General features: G+C 65.8%; 14 protein-coding genes. 5 read left to right on the top strand and 9 right to left on the bottom strand.

What is annotated here, in order from left to right; all coding sequences use genetic code 11:
• Nucleotides 1-73 precede the first annotated feature (73 nt).
• Nucleotides 74-1,099 carry a TraB/GumN family protein gene (locus CH339_RS12800; RefSeq protein WP_170138514.1) on the bottom strand — a complete coding sequence of 342 codons (1,026 nt, stop codon included), beginning with the start codon at nucleotides 1,097-1,099 and terminating at the stop codon, nucleotides 74-76.
• A 172-nt stretch (nucleotides 1,100-1,271) separates the two neighbouring features.
• On the opposite strand from CH339_RS12800, the gene CH339_RS12795 reads away from it, so the two are divergent.
• Together CH339_RS12795 and CH339_RS12790 are read left to right on the top strand one after the other, a co-directional pair.
• Complete coding sequence (locus tag CH339_RS12795; RefSeq protein ID WP_111434751.1) at nucleotides 1,272-1,913, top strand: carbonic anhydrase; 642 nt, start codon at nucleotides 1,272-1,274, stop codon at nucleotides 1,911-1,913.
• 29 nt (nucleotides 1,914-1,942) lie between these two features.
• Nucleotides 1,943-2,368, top strand: a complete 426-nt coding sequence (locus CH339_RS12790; protein ID WP_111434750.1) for a GFA family protein — start codon at nucleotides 1,943-1,945, stop codon at nucleotides 2,366-2,368.
• A gap of 172 nt (nucleotides 2,369-2,540) precedes the next feature.
• Here the strand turns inward: CH339_RS12790 and CH339_RS12785 are convergent, their stop codons facing one another.
• Both CH339_RS12785 and CH339_RS12780 read right to left on the bottom strand, forming a co-directional pair.
• Nucleotides 2,541-4,958 (bottom strand): glycosyltransferase, encoded by a 2,418-nt coding sequence (locus CH339_RS12785; RefSeq protein WP_170138513.1) that lies wholly within the window; start codon nucleotides 4,956-4,958, stop codon nucleotides 2,541-2,543.
• Between the two features lie 134 nt (nucleotides 4,959-5,092).
• Complete coding sequence (locus tag CH339_RS12780; protein WP_111434785.1) at nucleotides 5,093-6,007, bottom strand: NAD-dependent epimerase/dehydratase family protein; 915 nt, start codon at nucleotides 6,005-6,007, stop codon at nucleotides 5,093-5,095.
• Between the two features lie 377 nt (nucleotides 6,008-6,384).
• Between CH339_RS12780 and CH339_RS12775 the strand changes: the two genes are divergently transcribed.
• A complete protein-coding gene (locus CH339_RS12775; protein WP_170138512.1) occupies nucleotides 6,385-8,673 on the top strand; it encodes a glycosyltransferase in 2,289 nt (762 codons plus the stop codon).
• Nucleotides 8,674-9,301: 628 nt separating this feature from the next.
• Here the strand turns inward: CH339_RS12775 and CH339_RS12765 are convergent.
• Complete coding sequence (locus CH339_RS12765) at nucleotides 9,302-10,486, bottom strand: NAD-dependent epimerase/dehydratase family protein (protein ID WP_111434746.1); 1,185 nt, start codon at nucleotides 10,484-10,486, stop codon at nucleotides 9,302-9,304.
• A gap of 458 nt (nucleotides 10,487-10,944) precedes the next feature.
• On the opposite strand from CH339_RS12765, the gene CH339_RS12760 reads away from it, so the two are divergent.
• Nucleotides 10,945-11,340, top strand: a complete 396-nt coding sequence (locus CH339_RS12760; RefSeq protein ID WP_146610170.1) for a Rieske (2Fe-2S) protein — start codon at nucleotides 10,945-10,947, stop codon at nucleotides 11,338-11,340.
• A 134-nt stretch (nucleotides 11,341-11,474) separates the two neighbouring features.
• On the top strand, nucleotides 11,475-13,427 hold the full coding sequence (acs, locus tag CH339_RS12755; protein WP_111434744.1) for an acetate--CoA ligase: 1,953 nt from the start codon (nucleotides 11,475-11,477) through the stop codon (nucleotides 13,425-13,427).
• A 461-nt stretch (nucleotides 13,428-13,888) separates the two neighbouring features.
• Here acs and cobG read toward each other — a convergent pair whose 3' ends face one another.
• The 5 genes from cobG to CH339_RS12730 all read right to left on the bottom strand — a co-directional run bounded on the left by cobG (nucleotide 13,889) and on the right by CH339_RS12730 (nucleotide 17,052).
• Nucleotides 13,889-15,313 carry a precorrin-3B synthase gene (gene cobG / locus CH339_RS12750; protein ID WP_111434743.1) on the bottom strand — a complete coding sequence of 475 codons (1,425 nt, stop codon included), beginning with the start codon at nucleotides 15,311-15,313 and terminating at the stop codon, nucleotides 13,889-13,891.
• 30 nt (nucleotides 15,314-15,343) lie between these two features.
• Nucleotides 15,344-15,817 (bottom strand): hypothetical protein, encoded by a 474-nt coding sequence (locus tag CH339_RS12745; RefSeq protein WP_111434742.1) that lies wholly within the window; start codon nucleotides 15,815-15,817, stop codon nucleotides 15,344-15,346.
• 120 nt (nucleotides 15,818-15,937) lie between these two features.
• Nucleotides 15,938-16,288: a DUF6614 family protein gene (locus CH339_RS12740; protein WP_111434741.1), complete on the bottom strand. Its 351-nt coding sequence runs from the start codon at nucleotides 16,286-16,288 to the stop codon at nucleotides 15,938-15,940.
• Nucleotides 16,289-16,325: 37 nt separating this feature from the next.
• On the bottom strand, nucleotides 16,326-16,763 hold the full coding sequence (locus CH339_RS12735; protein ID WP_111434740.1) for an EVE domain-containing protein: 438 nt from the start codon (nucleotides 16,761-16,763) through the stop codon (nucleotides 16,326-16,328).
• A 1-nt stretch (nucleotide 16,764) separates the two neighbouring features.
• Nucleotides 16,765-17,052 carry a YciI family protein gene (locus tag CH339_RS12730; RefSeq protein ID WP_111434739.1) on the bottom strand — a complete coding sequence of 96 codons (288 nt, stop codon included), beginning with the start codon at nucleotides 17,050-17,052 and terminating at the stop codon, nucleotides 16,765-16,767.
• Nucleotides 17,053-17,230: the final 178 nt, after the last annotated feature.

Raw genomic sequence — 17,230 nt, 5'->3', positions numbered from 1 at the left:
AGATAGCGGCTTTTGCCGGACCGGTCATCCCCTTCGAAAGGGGCGGACGAAAGGAGGATAGCGCGGGACGGCGCTATTCGATGCGCGTCACGGTGTAGCCGACCTGCCGGAAGAGGGCGATGAGGCCGCCGTCGCCGGGCAGGTGCAGGGCGCCGACGGCGATGAAGAGCCCGCCCTTTTCAAGCTCCGGCAGGGCGCGGTCGCGCATCCGCTTGTTGCGCTCGTCGACGAGCTTTTCCATGAACGTGCGATAGGCGTCCATGTCGATGTCGTCGCCCATGACGGTGCGGCCGATCGCCTCGACCATGCCGACGTCGCCCCTGCGGTAGAGCTCGATGAAGGTGGCGTGGATGTCGGCGATGTTGTCGGTCATTTCCGCGCTGCCGCGCAGCATCTCGACCTGCGCGTCCATGGGCACCGAATCGAGGGAGGCGAACTGCTCCTTGAGGCTCTCGAGGCCGATCAGCGGTGTGCCCGCCGCCTTGGCGCGTTCGGCGATGTCCTGGTCGACGATCGGCCGCTTCATGATGAGGGCGGCGATCTCGCAAGGCGGATAGGAGAGGAGCTGCATCAGCATCCAGGGCTTCATGCGCTCCACCGCCTCGAACGCCATCAGCCGGCTGCCGAGCGCCAGGCGCAACTCCTCAATGAGATCCGGCGGCAGCACGTCCTTGAGCGTCTGACCCTCCGGAAGCTCGACCATTTTGGCCGCCTCCGGCCCAGCGTCGCCCATCGGACCCTCCAGCGCCTCGACGGATTCCACCGCGACGGCCCTTGCAGTGCTGAGGGCATCGAGGAGTTCCGGCGAGAAGTCGTGCACCCGCGGGTCGGCGAAATGGATCGTGCCGAGAAGATAGGAAGGCGGGGCTCCCGCGTCCTTCGCCTCGATGCGCCAGAAGACGCCCTTGCCGTTTTTCATTGTCGCCGCTTCGCGAAGCAGCGCGCGATAGGCGGCCGGGTCGTCCGTCTTCATGGCGGCGATGAGATCGCTGCCGCCGCAGGGCATCGGCATCGCCGGCGCCTCGGCACGGGCCGGCGCCGCGAAACCGGCGGCAAGGCAGAACAGCCCGGCAAGGGCCGGGACAAGGCGCGTTTTCATCTTGCGTCTATCTCCTGTCAGTCGCGTCGTCGGCAAGGCCGTGCCGCCCGATATGGGGATGGCGGGGGTTTCCGCCAAACGGTCCGTGCGCGAATGGCTTCCGCATGCATTGACCAAAACAGCCGCCATGCTATGTCAATCGCCAGCGTTCTCAACCGATGCGTCACGCCCCATGCCAAATTTCCCGAGCGAACTCCTCGACGGCTATCGAGCCTTTTCCTCCGGCCGCCTGGCGGCCGAACGGTTCCGCTACGCCCGCCTTGCCGAAATGGGCCAGAAGCCGAGCGTCATGGTGATCGGCTGCTGCGATTCCCGGGCCGCGCCCGAGACGATCTTCGATGCCCGGCCGGGCGAGCTCTTCGTCGTGCGCAACGTCGCCAACCTGGTGCCGCCCTATGAGCCGACGGGCGAATATCACGGCACCTCCGCAGCGCTGGAATTCGCCGTCCAGGCGCTGAAGGTGCAGCACATCGTCGTGCTCGGCCACGGCCGCTGCGGCGGCATTGCGGCCTTCCGCGACACCCATCCCGAACCGCTGTCGCCGGGCGACTTCATCGGCCGCTGGATCGCGCTCCTGGAGCCGGCGTCGGAGAAGCTGGAGGCGCGCGACGAGGCCAGCCTCGATCCGCAGACGGCGATGGAATATGCGGGCGTGCGCCAGTCGATCGAGAATTTGCGCACCTTCCCCTACATCAAGAGCCTGGAAGAGGGCGGCAAGCTGCACCTGCACGGCGCCTGGTTCGACATCTCGAACGGCGAACTGAGGGTGCTCGACAAGGAAACGGGCGTGTTCTCCGCAGTGCCGGCGCTCTGACCGACCGCAGCGACGGGAGCGAACTGACCATGGCGGACGCTGACGACAGCAAGGCAACGGGCGGCTGCCAGTGCGGCCATGTGCGCTACGAGCTGACCGCACCGCCGACCGACCTCTATGTCTGCCACTGCCGCGAATGCCGGGCGCAATCGGCCTCGGCCTTCGGCATCTCGGTGATCGTCGACGGCGGCGACATCAGGCTCGTCTCCGGCACGCCCTCCGTCTGGACCCGCGAGGCGACGGTCGGCGGCACCCTCGACTGCCATTTCTGCCCGCACTGCGGCACAAGGCTCTTCCACGGCACCTTGGCGCCGGGCGAGACGGTGAGCGTCAAGGGCGGCTCGCTCGATGTGCCGCCGGACCTTTCGGGCGCCAAGCACATCTGGACGTCGCGCAAGCTGCCGGGCGTCGTCATCCCCGACCACGTCGAGACCTGGCCGGAGGAGCCGGAATAGGCGGCGCCGGTCGCCATGTCGGCGGCTTTGGGCAAAGTTGTTCTGGATTGCTTCGCTGCGCTCGCAATGACGTTGAAATGTTTATGGAATTTCAACTCAACGTCATTGCGAGGAGGCCGCCAGGCCGACGCGGCAATCCAGCGCCCCGTACTCCGGACGACCGCTTGCCGCTCTATCCCCGCCCCAACACCTTCCGCGCCGCCCGCCAGATCGGCTTTGCGATCTTCAGGAACCGGCCGTCGATGGTCTGCTCGTAGCGGTGGCGCCAGCGGTGGGCGCGGGCGTGCAGCTTCTCGTTTTCCAGCTTCAGCCCCTGGGCATAGCGCAGCGCCATGTGGAGGGTCAGCGGCATGGAATCCATATAGGCGTTCATGACGCGGAGGTCGGCCGAGTCGGAATCGAAGTGCTTGTGCCGGAGCCGGACCGGCGAGAGCCGGTAGTAGAACAGCGGTTCGGGCACCAGGCGCAGCCGGAAGCCGCGCAGCACCGCGCGGGCGAAGAATTCCTGGTCGTCCTTGCCGACGCCGTAGTCCTCGGTGAAGCCGCCGAGTTCTTCCAGAACCTCGCGCCGGGCAAAGCAGTTGGAATCGCCAAAGCCGTTGAGGAAGAGGCCGACGCTGAGGTCGTCGCCGAGCGGCGTGATCCGGCGAAGCGGCTCGACGGTGTCGAGGGTGATCTCCTCGCCGCCTTCGAAAATGTCGGAAAAGCAGGTGAGGACGTCAGCGCCCGAGGCAGCGGCCTTCAAAAAGGTCTCGATCTCGTTCGGGACGGCGAGGTTGTCGTCGTCCATGAACAGGATGAAGCGGCCCCGCGCCGCACGCCAGCCGGTGTTGCGGGCCGCACCCAGATATCGGTTTTCCTGGCGGATGACGCGCCAGCCGCGCCGTGCGATCTCCGCCTCGATGGCGGCGAGTTCGGAAATCGCCATCGGATCGTCGCTGCCGTCGTCGACGACGACCACCTCGAAGTCGGTAAAGGTCTGGCGTTGCAGGGATTCCAGCGCCCGGCGCAGCAGTGCCGGCCGGTTGTGATGGGCCATGCAGACGGTGACGAGCGGTGCGCCTTCCTCCGCCTCGGGCATCGTTGCCGCCGGCACATGCGAGGTAAAGCGCTCGACCACGTCCGGCGCGCCGAAGGCGAGATGGGCCCGGCGCCAGATCTCCAGGTTTTCGGCATTGTCGAGGATCGGCCGGGCAATGACGGCGCCCTCGTCGATCGCCCGCTTCAGGAGCGCGGCGAGCACGCTCGGGATCGGCTCGAACACCACATGCGGCCGGTCCTCCGGCAGGATCATCTCCGGGCCGCCGCCGCGGTCCGCGGTGATCATGGCGATGCGCTCGTAGATGCACTCAAAGACGGTGAAGGGCGCGTTGTCGATCAGCGACGGGATGATGGCGAGGCGGCCGGGCTTCCTCAGGTAATCGAGGGCCTCGGCGCTGGAATAGTCGGTGATGACGTCGATCTCGCAGGGCCAGTCCCGGCTTTCCTCGGCGATGAAGGCGCGCGACTCGAACCGCGCCGAGGGTTTGCCGAGGAAGGTGATCTTCAGCCCCTTGGCCGCATCGCCGAGTGCGGAGACAGCGCGCGTGAAGATGTGCAGGCCCTTGCGCCGTTCCAGCCGGCCGAAGAAGACGAGCTCGGTGACGGCCATCGTCGACGGCGGATCGTCCGGATGGGCGGCCACCTTCGTCAGCATCGGGTTCGGCTCGACGAAGCAGCGCTCCTTCGGCAGATTGTAGCCGTAGCGCATCATCCAGCGCAGCATGTGCCGGCTCGGGCTGACGACGATATCGGCCAGTTCGACGCTGCGCCGCTCGCAGCTCGCGCGGATGAGCTGCTGCGGATCGGTCAGCCGATCGCCGTTGCCGATGGCGTTCCACAGCATCGGCGAGGATGTCTTGACGATGAACAGGGTCTTGTCGAAGGCAAGGCCGAGATGCTTGGCGAGCAGCGCGTAGTAGCACTTGCCGCCGAATTCCGTGGTGTGGACGATGTCGAAGGACTGCTCCTTCAGCCACTCATAGGTCCGCCGCGAGCGTTCCAGCACCTGGGAGAGCCGTCCGGCCGCGGCCGGCGGATCGGATTCCGGCAGCGCCACCAGCTCGACGTCGTGCTCCTTGCGGTAGACCTTGACCCAGTGGTCGAAGGTCTTGTCCTCCGAAACCCGGCCGAGGGTGAAGAGGATCGTCACCTTGTGGCCGTGCGAGACCAGGAAGCGCGCAAGGTGCCAGTAGGCCGTGCCGATGCCGCCGTTTCGCACCGGGCCGAAGAGGTCCGGGGTGACGATACAGACGGACAGGGTGCGTTCCGGGTCGTTGCGCCCGGCAACGAGATCGCCGAGCGAGGAGAACGGATACCAGGGGTCGGCGTGCCGCGGCATGTGGCTGGCGACCGGCTCCCAGAACGCCGGATCGCCGTCGAACGGCACGGAGGGCACGTCGTCGAGATAGGTTTTGAGGCGAAAGGCCGGCTGCGCCGCCGCAGGAATGGTGGCGCCGTCCGCGGTTTCCGGCGATGCCGAGGGATCGGCCGCGTCCGGGGAGGGCCCGTCCGGCCTGGCAGTGGTGTCCATCGGCGCTGGTGTACTCATATCCGACCCGGAACCGCGAGATGATTGCCGGCGCCCCGGCGAGTGCATGCCGGGGCCGCCTGGCGCGCGGTTTTTCGCCCCCGGAATAGCCGCTTATGCCGCCGGAAGGCAAGCGCGGCGGCCGGGGAATGCTTCTAGCGCGACTGGAACCAGGCCCAGGTGGCGGCAAGGCCTTCCTTCAGGTCCATGCGCGGGCTGAAGCCGAGAACGTCGCGGGCCCGGGAGATATCGCAATAGGTGGAGTGGATTTCGCCGGCGCGGAAATCCCTGTACTCGACCTCGAACGTCATCGGCGCGACGACCTCGCGCATCGCCGCGATCAGCTCGTTCAGCGTCGTCGGCTTGCCGGTGCCGAGCTGGATGGCGCCATCGAAGTCGCAGGTCAGCGCCGCGACGATGCCGTCGGCGAGATTCTCCACATAGACGTAGTCGCGCACCTGGCTGCCGTCGCCATAGACGACGAGCGGCTTGCCGGCCATGATCTGCTTGAAGAAATGGGCGACCACCGAGCCCTTGTGGAAGGACCGCGGCCCGTAGACGTTGGAGAAACGCAGCGACACCGAGCGCAGGCCGTAGCTGGCGCTGAACGCCGAGCAGAAGCCCTCCACGGCGAGCTTGGAGGCGCCATAGGGCGAGGCCGGATGCGGCACCATCTCCTCATGCACCGGCGGCGGCACCTCGCCGAGGATGGCGCCGCCCGTCGACGCGCCGACGAAACGGTTGATGCCGCGATCGCGCATCGCCTCCAGCACGTTGAAGGTGCCGATGACGTTGTTCTCGAAATTCTTGCGCGGATCCTCGATGGAATCGATGACCCTGGTGTCGGCGGCGAGATGGACGACGGCGTCGATGCCGTCGAGCGCCTCCGATACGGCCTCGCGGTCGCGGATGTCGCCATGGATGAAGTCCACATCGAGATCGCCGAGATGTTCGCGCTTGCCGAGGGTTTCGTTGTCGAGCACCCGGACCTGATGGCCGCCGAGCCGGTTGAGATGGGCCGTCAGATTGGTCCCGACGAAGCCGGCGCCGCCGGTGATGAGCACGTGCATGTATTTTCCTCTGTTTCGGGTGGCGCGCGGCGGCTCCGGAAAGGGCGCCCAGGGAGCGGTCGGCCGGCCGGAATTCGGCACGCGCGCCGGCAGTTGCGAAACGACCGTTTCGGCCGGCACTGATTGCGGCCTTTGGCACCGCCTGTCAAGCCGAGGCCGTGCTTGGTTCTGCCTGAGGTTTTTGCTAAAGGAACCGCAGTTTCAGTTGTCCGGACCGGCATTCGTCGCCGCTGGCTGCCATGATCCGCGCCGCCTCGGCTTCCTGCCTCGTCCCGCCCGCCACCTGTTGCAGGCGCGCAGGTCCTTTGGGCACACCCCGAGAACGAGGTCGATGGCAAGCGATGGACACGCGCGCCGATGAAAAGCGAAATGACGACATGACCGATCCCACCGCGGAGGGCCGCGAGCCGCAAACGGCCCCGTACCCGATCGACCTCATCGAGCCGCGGCATCGGGATGCCGACACGGCCACCTTTCCCGGCCTGCCGACCTTCGAGGGCACGGTCGCGCCGGACCGGCCGCTGAAGGTCTGCATCGCCACCATCGACGTGGTCGGCCCGGTCCGCAATGGCGGCATCGGCACGGCCTACCGCTACGTCGCCGACTTTCTCGTCTCCTGCGGCCACGAGGTCACCATCCTCTACGGCCTCGGCCAGCATTGCGAGAACGGCGCGATCGAGGATTGGGTCGACTTCTACAGGGAGCGCGGGATTACGTTCGTGCCGATGCCGCAGCCGGAGCTGCGCTCCTCGCGCGGCCCGGTCGGCGCCACCTCCAGGATCTCCCGGCTCACCTATGAGTGGCTGAAGGACAGGGACTTCGACGTCGTCCACGTCTCCGAATGGCGCGGCGTCGGCTACTATTCGCTGCTCGCCAAGAATCTCGGCCTTGCCTTCAAGGACACGGTCTTCGTCGTCAAATGCTCCTCGCCGACCATGTGGAACAAGATCGGCGGCAACGTGCTTCCCGACGAAAAGCGCGATCTGATCCTTTCCTACATGGAGCGACGCAGCGTCGAGCTCGCCGACATCGTCGTCAGCGGCAGCCTGCACATGCTGCGCTGGATGCTGGACAGCGGCTACAATCTCGTCCGGCCGCGCTGCCGGGTGCAGCCCAACATCATGCTGACCTCGACGCTGGAAGAAGCGGTTCCCGAAAGCAACGAGCAGGGCCAGCGCCGGCCCATCGACGAGATCGTCTTCTTCGGCCGCCTGGAGCCGCGCAAGGGCATCCACATCTTCTGCGAGGCCGTCGACCGGCTGGTCAAGGCCGGCGGCCCGCTGCCGAAAAAGGTCACCTTTCTCGGCAAGTTCGCCAAGGTGTTCGACGCCGAGACCCATATCGGCGAGCGCAAGGAACGCTGGCCGTTCGAGGTGGAGACCATCACCGGCTACGACCAGCCGATGGCGGTCCATTATCTGCGCCAGCCGGGCCGCGTGGCGGTGATCCCCTCGCTCCTGGAAAACTCTTCCTTCGCCATCTACGAATGCCTGATCTACCAGATCAACTTCCTGGCCAGCGACCGCGGCGGCAACGCGGAACTGATCCACGAGGACGACTATGACGACATCCTGTTCCAGGCCCATCCGGCATCGCTGAAGCGGCAGTTCGAACGGGTGCTGACCCACGGCGCGCTGGTCGCAAGGCCGTCCTTCGACAATGACGAGAACAACCGCACCTGGGTCAACTGGCATGCCTCGCTGACGAAACCCGGCGCCATTCAGGCCCTCAGCCGGTTTCCCGAGGCGCCGGCGGAGCCACGCGAGCCGCTGGTCAGCGTATGCCTCGCCCACTACGAGCGGCCGGACATGGTGCGCCATGCCATCCGCTCCATCGAGGAGCAGACCTACAGGAATTACGAGGTCGTTCTCGTCGACGACGGCAGCACGTCGCCCACGACCGTCGCCTTCCTGGAAGAGTTGAAGACCGACTTCGCCGCCCGCGGATGGCAGGTCGTCGTCCAGGAGAACGCCTATCTCGGCGCCTCGCGCAACACGGCGGCGCGCCATGCCAACGGCGAGTACCTGCTGTTCATGGACGACGACAACCTCGCCATGCCGAACGAGATCGAGACCTTCGTGCACGTCGCCGAGCGCTCCGACGCCGACATCTTCACGTGCTTTTCCGACATGTTCGCGGGCGACGGCCTGCCGTCCAAGGAAAATTCGGTCTCCCGCATCACCCCGATCGGGCCGAGCCTTACCGTCGGCGCCTTCGTCAACTGCTTCGGCGACAGCAATTCCTTCGTGCGGAAGAACTCGTTCGACAGGATCGGCGGCTTCACCGAAGACTACCGCATCGGTCGCGACGACCAGGAGTTCTTCTCCCGTGCCGTCATCAACGGCTTCAAGCTGGAGGTGGTGCCGGAGACGCTCTACTGGTACCGCCGGCCGAAGCCGGGTGCCGGCATGAAGGCGATGAACTACAGCGTCTCGGCTGGCCAGTACCGGGTGCTGAGGCCCTATATCGCCGCCCTGCCGCTGGCGCTGAGGAACTTCATCCTCTACGCCGTCGGGCTGGAGAACAAGGCAAGCATGCTGCAGGCGGAAAACCGCGAACTGCAGCGGCGGATCGAGGAGCTGGAGGGCTCCGCGCCGCCGGCGAAGAAGAAGAAAACCCCGCTCTATCTCATCATCTACCGGCGCATCCGCAAGCTGTTCAACTAGAGCGTTTCGGGCGATTCCGTAATCGCGTGAAACGCACTGGAGGCAAGCCGTCGGCGGGTCGTCCTTTCGGCAGCGGCGGGCCGCGTTGCGGGTGCATCAACCGAGCCGCGCCAGCCTGTCGCGACGGCGCAGCAGCTTCTCGTGGTCCGGATGGTCGCCGGCACGGGCTGACCGGGGGCGCCAGCATCTCATCGAAGCTGACAGCCACATCGGCATCGAAGCCGTTCGGCCCGAAAATTCCCGCCGGTTATGCCTGTCGCAGTGATCTCGTTGAAATAGCGGGAAAGAATGCGCGCTTCGGGATTGCGGACGCACGAGAAAACAAACGCACCGGCCAACCGCGACGATGCCGCCACCTGTTCCCGGCCTTCCTAGAACTCCCTTCGCCACAACAGGCCATTGGTCGCCGAGCATCCGGTCTTGGCGTTATTCAGGCAGCAGAAGTTTCCCTGCGGCAAATAACGGATGCACTCTTGAACGTTCTGGGCCGTCAGGCGAGACGGCGCGAACACAAGCGGTTGTGGCAAGGGCCCAAACGCAATGCACCGGCCCGTTTCCCGGGCCGGCGCAAATCCGTTGTATCGACGGCGAGGGGCGCGCAACGGCGGGGCCGTGCGCGCTGTCGATGCTAGGAGCCGAGGCGCTCGGCCGCGGTCTTGTTCCAGGCCGAGACGCACGGGATCTTCTCCCGGTCGCAATTGTCGGCGTAGCGCTTGGCGATCTCGGTCACCTCGTCCAGCAGGCCCTCTTCCAGGGTGATCGGGTCGAGGCCGAGATTGAGGAAGCGGTCGTTGGCGACGTGCAGCTCGTTCTCGTCGGCTTCCTGGCGCGGGTTCGGCACCTTGGAGATCTCGGCGCCGGTCTTGCGGGCGACCATCTCGGCCAGCTCGCGGACCCGGTGGGTCTCGGTCATCTGGTTGAGGATGTTCACCTTGGCGCCGGTCTGCGGCGGGTTGGTGATGGCCAGCTCGATACAGCGCACCGTGTCCTGGATGTGGATGAAGGCGCGGGTCTGGCCGCCGGTGCCGTGCACGGTCATCGGATAGCCGATGGCGGCCTGCATCAGGAAGCGGTTGAGCACGGTGCCGTAGTCGCCGTCATAGTCGAAGCGGTTGATCAGCCGCTCGTCCATCTTGGTCTCTTCGGTCTGGGTGCCCCAGACGATGCCCTGGTGCAGGTCGGTGATCTTCAGCTTGTCGTTCTTGTTGTAGAACTGGAAGAAGAGCTGATCCTGGGTCTTGGTCATGTGGTAGATCGAGCCCGGATCGGCCGGATAGAGGATCTCCTTCTTCACCACGCCGTCGTCGGTCTCCAGCATGACGTTGAGGTAGCCCTCCGGGATCTTCATGCCGGCAGTGCCGTAGCCGTAGACGCCCATGGTGCCGAGATGGACCAGATGGACGTCGAGGCCGCTTTCCACGATCGCCGCGCAGACGTCGTTGGTGGCGTTCAGGTTGTTGGTGACCGTGTAGCGCTTGTGGCTCGACGACTTCATGGAGTAGGGCGCGGCGCGCTGCTCGGCGAAGTGGACGATGGCGTCCGGCTTTTCGTCCTCGATCAGGCTCAGCATGCGGTGGTAGTGCTCGCCGACCGTGAAGGTGTGGACCGGAATGTCGCTGCCGGTGAGTTCCTTCCAGACCCGCACGCGCTCGCCGAGCGGACGGATCGGCGTCAGCGACGACGCTTCCAGCTCGATGTCGATGTTCCGGCGGGAAAGGTTGTCGACGATGATCACGTCGTGACCGCGCTTGGAAAGGTGCAACGCCGTCGGCCAGCCACAGAAGCCGTCTCCACCGAGAACTATAACCTTCATCAGGACACTCCAGAGTTCTTTATCATTGGGTCGATTGGGCCGGTTGCGCCCCGGGTCGGGATCGCGGGATCGGTTGCGAAAGCCTCAGTGCCGTCGACAGGCCAATCGAAGGGGTTCGGGATGTTCATGCGGCATGGCAAATTCAGGCGTCCCTGCCGCGCCAAATCGGCGCTCGACCTAGCATCCTTGTAACGCTTTGTCCATAATTCCGGCCAAGGGGACGGCTTTTATTGGTGAAGACCGATGACATTGCTTGCATGCGGGACCGGCCGATCAACGCTCGCGCTGCCGCGCGCCGCTTGCATGGGTCGGCGAAATGGCAGAATTGCGGCATTCAAAAGACATCTCTCGCGAGCCCCCTGCCGCATCGTCGCAGGCAAGAAAAAAACGGCGCCTGACCGCTGCGCAAAACGGACGCCCGCGCCGGAACTAGGCCGCCGGGCCGGAGCGGAGCAGCGGTGACGGCGCCCGCCTCGATCGGGCCGCGCATGGCGATGCTGCTTGGGCCATTTCGCGGTTCGGCGTTGATCGCGACGGCCGATCTTGCCGATCCCGGCGCCGAAAGCGTCATCCTCGGCTCCGGTATGGACCGCATCGACATCGTCGTCGTCCGGCTCGGTGGCGAGATCCGTGCCTTTCTCAACGAATGCCCGCATGCGCTGACGACGCTTGAGACCTTCGACGGGCGCTTTTTCGACGCCGACGATCCCTCACTGCTGGTCTGCTCCACCCACGGCGCCCGCTTTTCGGCACTGACCGGGCTCTGTGTCGCCGGGCCCTGCCTCGGACGCGCCCTTGCCGCCGTGCCGGTCGCTGTCGATGACGGAATTATCCGCGTGGCCGCAGACGGTTAGCGTGTTGTTGCGGCGCCATACGAAAGTTCGATCTGGCAGCCGTGGATTTGCTGTGCTTGCATACGCATAATGCCACATTGAATGCGGACAACCGCGAAACGGTGTCGCAACAGTTATGATTGGGAGGAAGCGTAATGCACGACGAATTGTACCCCGTGCCCGAAGCGACGGCGAAGGCCGCGCTGATCGACAACGACAAATACCTTGCAATGTACCAGCAGTCGATCGACGACCCGAATGCGTTCTGGGCCGAGCACGGCAAGCGCATCGACTGGATCAAGCCCTATAGCAAGGTCAAGAACACCTCCTACGACTACCACAACGTTTCCATCAAATGGTTCGAGGACGGCACCCTCAACGTCGCGGCCAACTGCATCGACCGCCACCTGGAGACCCGCGGCGACCAGACAGCGATCATCTGGGAAGGCGACGATCCGGCCGATGACGAGCACATCACCTTCCGTCAGTTGCATGAGCGCGTCAGCCGGCTTGCCAACGCCTTCAAGGACAACGGCGTCAAGAAGGGCGACCGGGTCACCATCTACCTCCCGATGATCCCGGAAGCGGCCTATGCCATGCTCGCCTGTGCCCGCATCGGCGCGGTGCATTCCATCGTCTTCGGCGGCTTTTCGCCGGATTCGCTGGCCAACCGCATCGAGGACTGCCGCTCGTCCTTCATCATCACTGCCGACGAGGGCCTGCGCGGCGGCCGCAAGGTGCCGCTGAAGGCCAACACCGACAAGGCGATCGAGGTCGCCGCCCGCGACGGCGCCGTCGTCGACAAGGTGATCGTCGTCAAGCGCACCGGCGGCGACGTCACCATGAAGGACGGCCGCGACGTCTGGTACCACGAGGCCGTCGCCGCGGCCTCGCCGGACTGCCCGCCGGAGGAGATGAGCGCGGAAGACCCGCTGTTCATCCTCTACACCTCCGGCTCCACCGGCAAGCCGAAGGGCGTCATGCACACCACCGGCGGCTACCTCGTCTATGCCGCCATGACCCACGAATACGTCTTCGACTACCAGGACGCCGAGGTCTACTGGTGCACCGCCGACGTCGGCTGGGTCACCGGCCACAGCTACATCGTCTACGGCCCGCTCGCCAACGGCGCCACCACGCTGATGTTCGAGGGCGTGCCGAACTATCCGAGCCCGTCCCGCTTCTGGGAAGTGGTCGACAAGCACAAGGTGTCGATCTTCTACACCGCGCCGACCGCGATCCGCGCGCTGATGGGCGCCGGCGAGGACTACGTCAAGAAGACCGACCGCTCGTCGCTCAGGATCCTCGGCTCGGTCGGCGAGCCGATCAATCCGGAGGCCTGGATCTGGTACTACGACGTCGTCGGCGAAAAGCGCTGCCCGATCGTCGATACCTGGTGGCAGACGGAGACCGGCGGCATCCTGATCACGCCGCTGCCGGGCGCAACGGCCCTGAAGCCGGGTTCCGCCACAAGGCCGTTCTTCGGCATCCAGCCGCAGATCGTCGATGCGGAAGGCAAGGAGCTTGAGGGCGCGACGGAGGGCAACCTCGTCATCGCCGATTCCTGGCCGGGCCAGATGCGCACGGTCTATGGCGACCACGAGCGCTTCGTGCAGACCTACTTCTCCACCTACAAGGGCAAGTACTTCACCGGCGACGGCTGCCGCCGCGACGCCGACGGCTATTACTGGATCACCGGCCGCGTCGACGACGTCATCAACGTCTCCGGCCACCGAATGGGCACGGCCGAGGTGGAATCGGCGCTGGTCGCCCATCCGAAGGTCTCCGAGGCCGCCGTCGTCGGCTACCCGCACAGCCTGAAGGGCCAGGGCATCTACGCCTATGTCACGCTGATGGAGGGCGAGGAGCCGTCGGAGGAGCTGCAGAAGGAGCTGGTGAAGTGGGTCCGCAACGAGATCGGCCCGATCGCCTCGCCGGACCTCATCCAGTTCGCCCCCGGCCTGCCGAAGACCCGGTCGGGCAAGATCATGCGCCGTATCCTGCGCAAGATCGCGGAAGACGCCTTCGAGAACCTCGGCGACACCTCGACCCTCGCCGATCCGGGCGTCGTCGACGACCTCATCGAGAACCGCCAGAACCGGGCATAGCCGGCGCGGAAGAGTTTTAGGGAAACGCTGCAGGCGGGAACGGCCGGGGATTGTCTCCGGCCGTTTGTTTTTGCTGCAAAGGCCGCGTTGCCGGGTGGGAACAGGCCGCGTCCTTGGCAAGCGCCTGAACTCGCGAACGCCTGTGTTCCATCGCCCTGGATTGCTTCGCGCCGCTCGCAATGACGGCGAGTGGTTGTTTCCTCAATAGTTTCAACGTCATTGCGAGGAGGCCGTTAGGCCGACGTGGCAATCCAGCGGGCGTTTGCGGACGAACTGACGATTCCCCGTGTGCACTCCTGTCCGCCAAGCCTCGCTCGTCACGCAGGTCCTCGAGTCGGGTCCAATGCCCGCATTCGCACGGTATGTCGGTGGAAAACGGAGCGACGCGGTCGCGCGGACATCGGCAGCGGGAGACTCCGCGGCGGCAAATTCCGCGCGCAAAGCGGAAAACAGCGCCGATCCTACTCCGCCGCATTCCTGTCGATGCGGGCCCTGGCGAGGTCCGCGACGAGGTCCGGCAGGGTTTCGGCGGAGGCGGAGCCGCGGTGGTTTTCCGGCGGCGGCTCGGTTCCCGGCGCGGCGTTCTCGAAGACGTCGTAGCTGGCATTGCGCTCCAAAGCCAGGATGTCGCTTTGCTGGCGGTGGGCGCAGCCCTTGATGCAGCCGGAGACATGGATGGTGAGCGGCGCGGCGAGCGGCGCGTCGCCGAGGGTTTTTGCCACGGCGGCAAAGACGGCGCGGCCGTTTTCCTTGGTGTGGAGCCGGCCGCCGCGGCAGCCTTCGACGCCGCTGCAGGCATAGAGCCGGATGCGCACGAAGGCCGGATCGAGGACGAAGCCGAGGCGGTCCGCCTCCGCCAGGAGGGCGTCTGCATTGTCCGACCGGACCGAGGGAAAAAAGACCGCGTGCCAGGGGGCGAGCCGCAGCGTGCCGTCGCCGTAGCGGTCGGCAAGGGCGGCAAGATGCCGGGTCGCCCCGACATCGAGGCGGCCGACCGGAACGCCGAGGCCGCAGGAGACGTGCCCGTCGCGGTCCTCGGGAACGACGGCGATCGAGGGATCGAAGGTTGGCAGGGGACCGGACACGGTTGCGCGTTCAAGCGGCGCTTCGGCAAAATCCTCCAGCTTTTCGACGACGGTCTCCACCGGCACCGTCTTAATCAGCCGCCGCACGCGGTTCTCGTAGGGACCGCCGAGCGCCAGGGCGAGGCGCACCGCGGCGGCGGCCGGCTGCCTCCAGGTTCTTGCGCCGACGCCGTAGGCGGCAAGGCCCTTGGGCAGCGGCGACTGGGCCTCGGCGGCAAGGGCGATGGCGGCGCGGGCCGCGGCGATCGCCAGCAATGGCGCGGTGTCTTGCGATGCGACGAGCTCCGTCGGCGTGCCGGCAAGGGTCAGGCGGAAGCGGATGCGACCTTCGGCACGTTCCGCGACAAGACCGATGTCGTGGGCGAGGCCGGCAACGCCGCTTCTGCCGCCGTTGTCGACGACGAAGCCGACTTCCGAACTGAGGCTCTTGAGCGCCGGACGCGCCTGGATTGCCGCGTCGAGACTGGCCACCAGCGCGCGCGTGTCGCACAGCGCATCCGGGTCGCGGCCGTCGAGCGGGTCGGCAACGATGTTGCGGATGCGGTCGGCCCAGGCCGCGGTCGGCAGAAGGCCGGCGCCGCCGAGATGGGTCTTCAGGACGTCGAAGGTGATGTCGTGGAGGCCGCGGATCTGCAGGTTGGCCCGGTTGGTGAGGTCGACAAGGCCGTTGCCGAGATCGCCGGCAAGGGCCGCGATCGAGCGCAACTGGTCGGCCGTCACCGCGCCGCCGGGAAGGCGGATGCGGATCATCGGCCCGTCCTTCATATGGGCGATGTAGAGGCAGCCGGGGGTCTTGGCCATGGCGCGGTTTGAGGTCGTCTTTTTGGGCAGTCAGAAGAGCATACCGTGACTGCCGGCGACCGCACCCAAAATCGTGATGAGACCGAGTGTCAAAAGGACCCAGTGCAGGCGCCGGATCAGCTGGAACGTTGCCTCGGGTCGGTCTTTTGCGGCGGTTCGAAACCAGCGGTGGAGGAAGAGCGGCTCGGCGATAAACAGCATGACGGAAAAGAGAGCCCAGACTGCGACCATGGCATGCATCCACCAGAAGGCCGGATCGAGGAACCGGTCCCAGAGGTCCCAGGCCCAGGCCATGTAGAGGCCGGACAGGCCGACGAGCAGCGTCGTAGCCCGCGCCTGCCAGGCGAAGCGGCCCTCGATCTCCTCGAAGAAGGCGACGCGCTCCTCGGCCGACTTGAAGCGCAGGACCGCCGGCAAAAGGACGGTGGTGACGAAGGCGACGCCGCCGATCCAAAGGACGACGCCGGCGATATGGAGCGCGCGGGCAATCGCCATATCGTCCATGGCGGGCCTCCTTTGCGGGCAAAACGACAACTGGTCGCAAAGGCATGCCATGGGGAAGGCCGCATCCCCTTGACGGTCGTCAAGTCGCGCGGCGGAGGAATGGGCGCCGGAAAGAGGGGGTCAGAACTTTTCCTCGCCGCGCTGGCGGTGAGGGTCGGGGAAGTCGCGATAGAGCGCGAAGGTGGCCTTTTCGACCATGGAATTGACCGAAAAGTGCCGGGCCTCCACCGCGCCGTCGCGGCGGGAGACGAGGGCAAAGGCGGCGTCGAGCTGGGCGAGGCCTTCCACCTCGATGGCGATGTGGAACTCGCCGAGTTCCCTGGGCGCAAGGCCGAGCTTGCGCCGCATCAGCCGCCAGCCGGCGATCTTGCCGTCGGCTTTCAGGCCATCCAGGAACGTTGTCAGATTGTCGGCGAAGGCGAGGTCCGAGGCGCCCGGCTTCAGGTCGATGAAGCAGTGATAGACATCCATCGGCACCCTCCCGGGGCGACGCTCCCGTACCGGGCCGTCAGAGCGGCTTCAGGGTTTGCGGGTCGATACCGCCCATGCGGCAGATGCGATCCCACTCCTCCGGCTCGACCGGCTGCACGGAAAGCCGCGAGTTCTTGGCCAGCACCATCTCCTCCAGCTCCGGCGTTGCCTTGACGTCGTCGAGGGAGACCGGCGTCACAAGCGGCGCCAGCGCGCGCACGTCGACGCAGTGCCAGCGCTCGTCGTCGGTGGTGGAATCGGGATGCGCTTCTTTGCAGACCTCGACGACGCCGACGATCTTCTTCTCATTGACCGAGTGGTAGAAGAAGCCGCGCTCGCCGAGCTTCATGGCCTGCATGTTGTTGCGGGCCTGATAGTTGCGGACGCCGTCCCATTGCTCGCCCTTATCGCCCTTCTTCACCTGGTCGTCCCACGACCAGGTGCCCGGCTCGGATTTGAACAGCCAGTAGGCCATCTCAGCAGTCCGGGTTCTTGACCGCCCAGCTCCACGGCCGGATTTCCACATGCTCGAAGAGGCCGGCGCGCTCATACGGGTCCTCTTCGGAAACGGCAAGGGCTTCCTGGCGGTTGGAGGCCTCGATGATGATCAGGCTGCCGGACGGGGTGCCGTCGTCGTCGAGGAAGGGGCCGGCCGCCTTCAGCTTGCCGCCAAGGGCGTCGAGATAGGCGAGATGGTCTGGGCGGGTATTGGCCCGCGTTTCCGCCATGTGCGGCTTGTCGGTGCAGATGAGCGCGTAAAGCATAAAGGTCTCCCGGAGGCATTTTTGGTAAGGGGCGGGTGCCCTGAAATCTCGGCGGCGGAGATTAGGCGGGGCGTCTCGCGGCGTCTAGTGCGGTGGGCTGAGAAAAAGCGATTTTGACGGGAAATCTGGCGGCTAGAGCGTTTCACGTGATTACGGAATCGCGCGAAACGCTCTAACT

Source organism: Rhodobium orientis (genome assembly GCF_003258835.1).
Classification (GTDB): Bacteria; Pseudomonadota; Alphaproteobacteria; order Rhizobiales; family Rhodobiaceae; genus Rhodobium; species Rhodobium orientis.
This window is presented reverse-complemented; position numbering and strand designations above follow the sequence as displayed.

What these genes read in the sequence shown, in the direction of transcription:
- CH339_RS12800 (WP_170138514.1), bottom strand. Translation starts at nt 1,099, where the DNA reads ATGAAAACGCGCCTTGTCCCGGCCCTTGCCGGGCTGTTCTGCCTTGCC.
- CH339_RS12795 (WP_111434751.1), top strand. Translation starts at nt 1,272, where the DNA reads ATGCCAAATTTCCCGAGCGAACTCCTCGACGGCTATCGAGCCTTTTCC.
- CH339_RS12790 (WP_111434750.1), top strand. Translation starts at nt 1,943, where the DNA reads ATGGCGGACGCTGACGACAGCAAGGCAACGGGCGGCTGCCAGTGCGGC.
- CH339_RS12785 (WP_170138513.1), bottom strand. Translation starts at nt 4,958, where the DNA reads ATGAGTACACCAGCGCCGATGGACACCACTGCCAGGCCGGACGGGCCC.
- CH339_RS12780 (WP_111434785.1), bottom strand. Translation starts at nt 6,007, where the DNA reads ATGCACGTGCTCATCACCGGCGGCGCCGGCTTCGTCGGGACCAATCTG.
- CH339_RS12775 (WP_170138512.1), top strand. Translation starts at nt 6,385, where the DNA reads ATGACCGATCCCACCGCGGAGGGCCGCGAGCCGCAAACGGCCCCGTAC.
- CH339_RS12765 (WP_111434746.1), bottom strand. Translation starts at nt 10,486, where the DNA reads ATGAAGGTTATAGTTCTCGGTGGAGACGGCTTCTGTGGCTGGCCGACG.
- acs (WP_111434744.1), top strand. Translation starts at nt 11,475, where the DNA reads ATGCACGACGAATTGTACCCCGTGCCCGAAGCGACGGCGAAGGCCGCG.
- cobG (WP_111434743.1), bottom strand. Translation starts at nt 15,313, where the DNA reads ATGGCCAAGACCCCCGGCTGCCTCTACATCGCCCATATGAAGGACGGG.
- CH339_RS12745 (WP_111434742.1), bottom strand. Translation starts at nt 15,817, where the DNA reads ATGGACGATATGGCGATTGCCCGCGCGCTCCATATCGCCGGCGTCGTC.
- CH339_RS12740 (WP_111434741.1), bottom strand. Translation starts at nt 16,288, where the DNA reads ATGGATGTCTATCACTGCTTCATCGACCTGAAGCCGGGCGCCTCGGAC.
- CH339_RS12735 (WP_111434740.1), bottom strand. Translation starts at nt 16,763, where the DNA reads ATGGCCTACTGGCTGTTCAAATCCGAGCCGGGCACCTGGTCGTGGGAC.
- CH339_RS12730 (WP_111434739.1), bottom strand. Translation starts at nt 17,052, where the DNA reads ATGCTTTACGCGCTCATCTGCACCGACAAGCCGCACATGGCGGAAACG.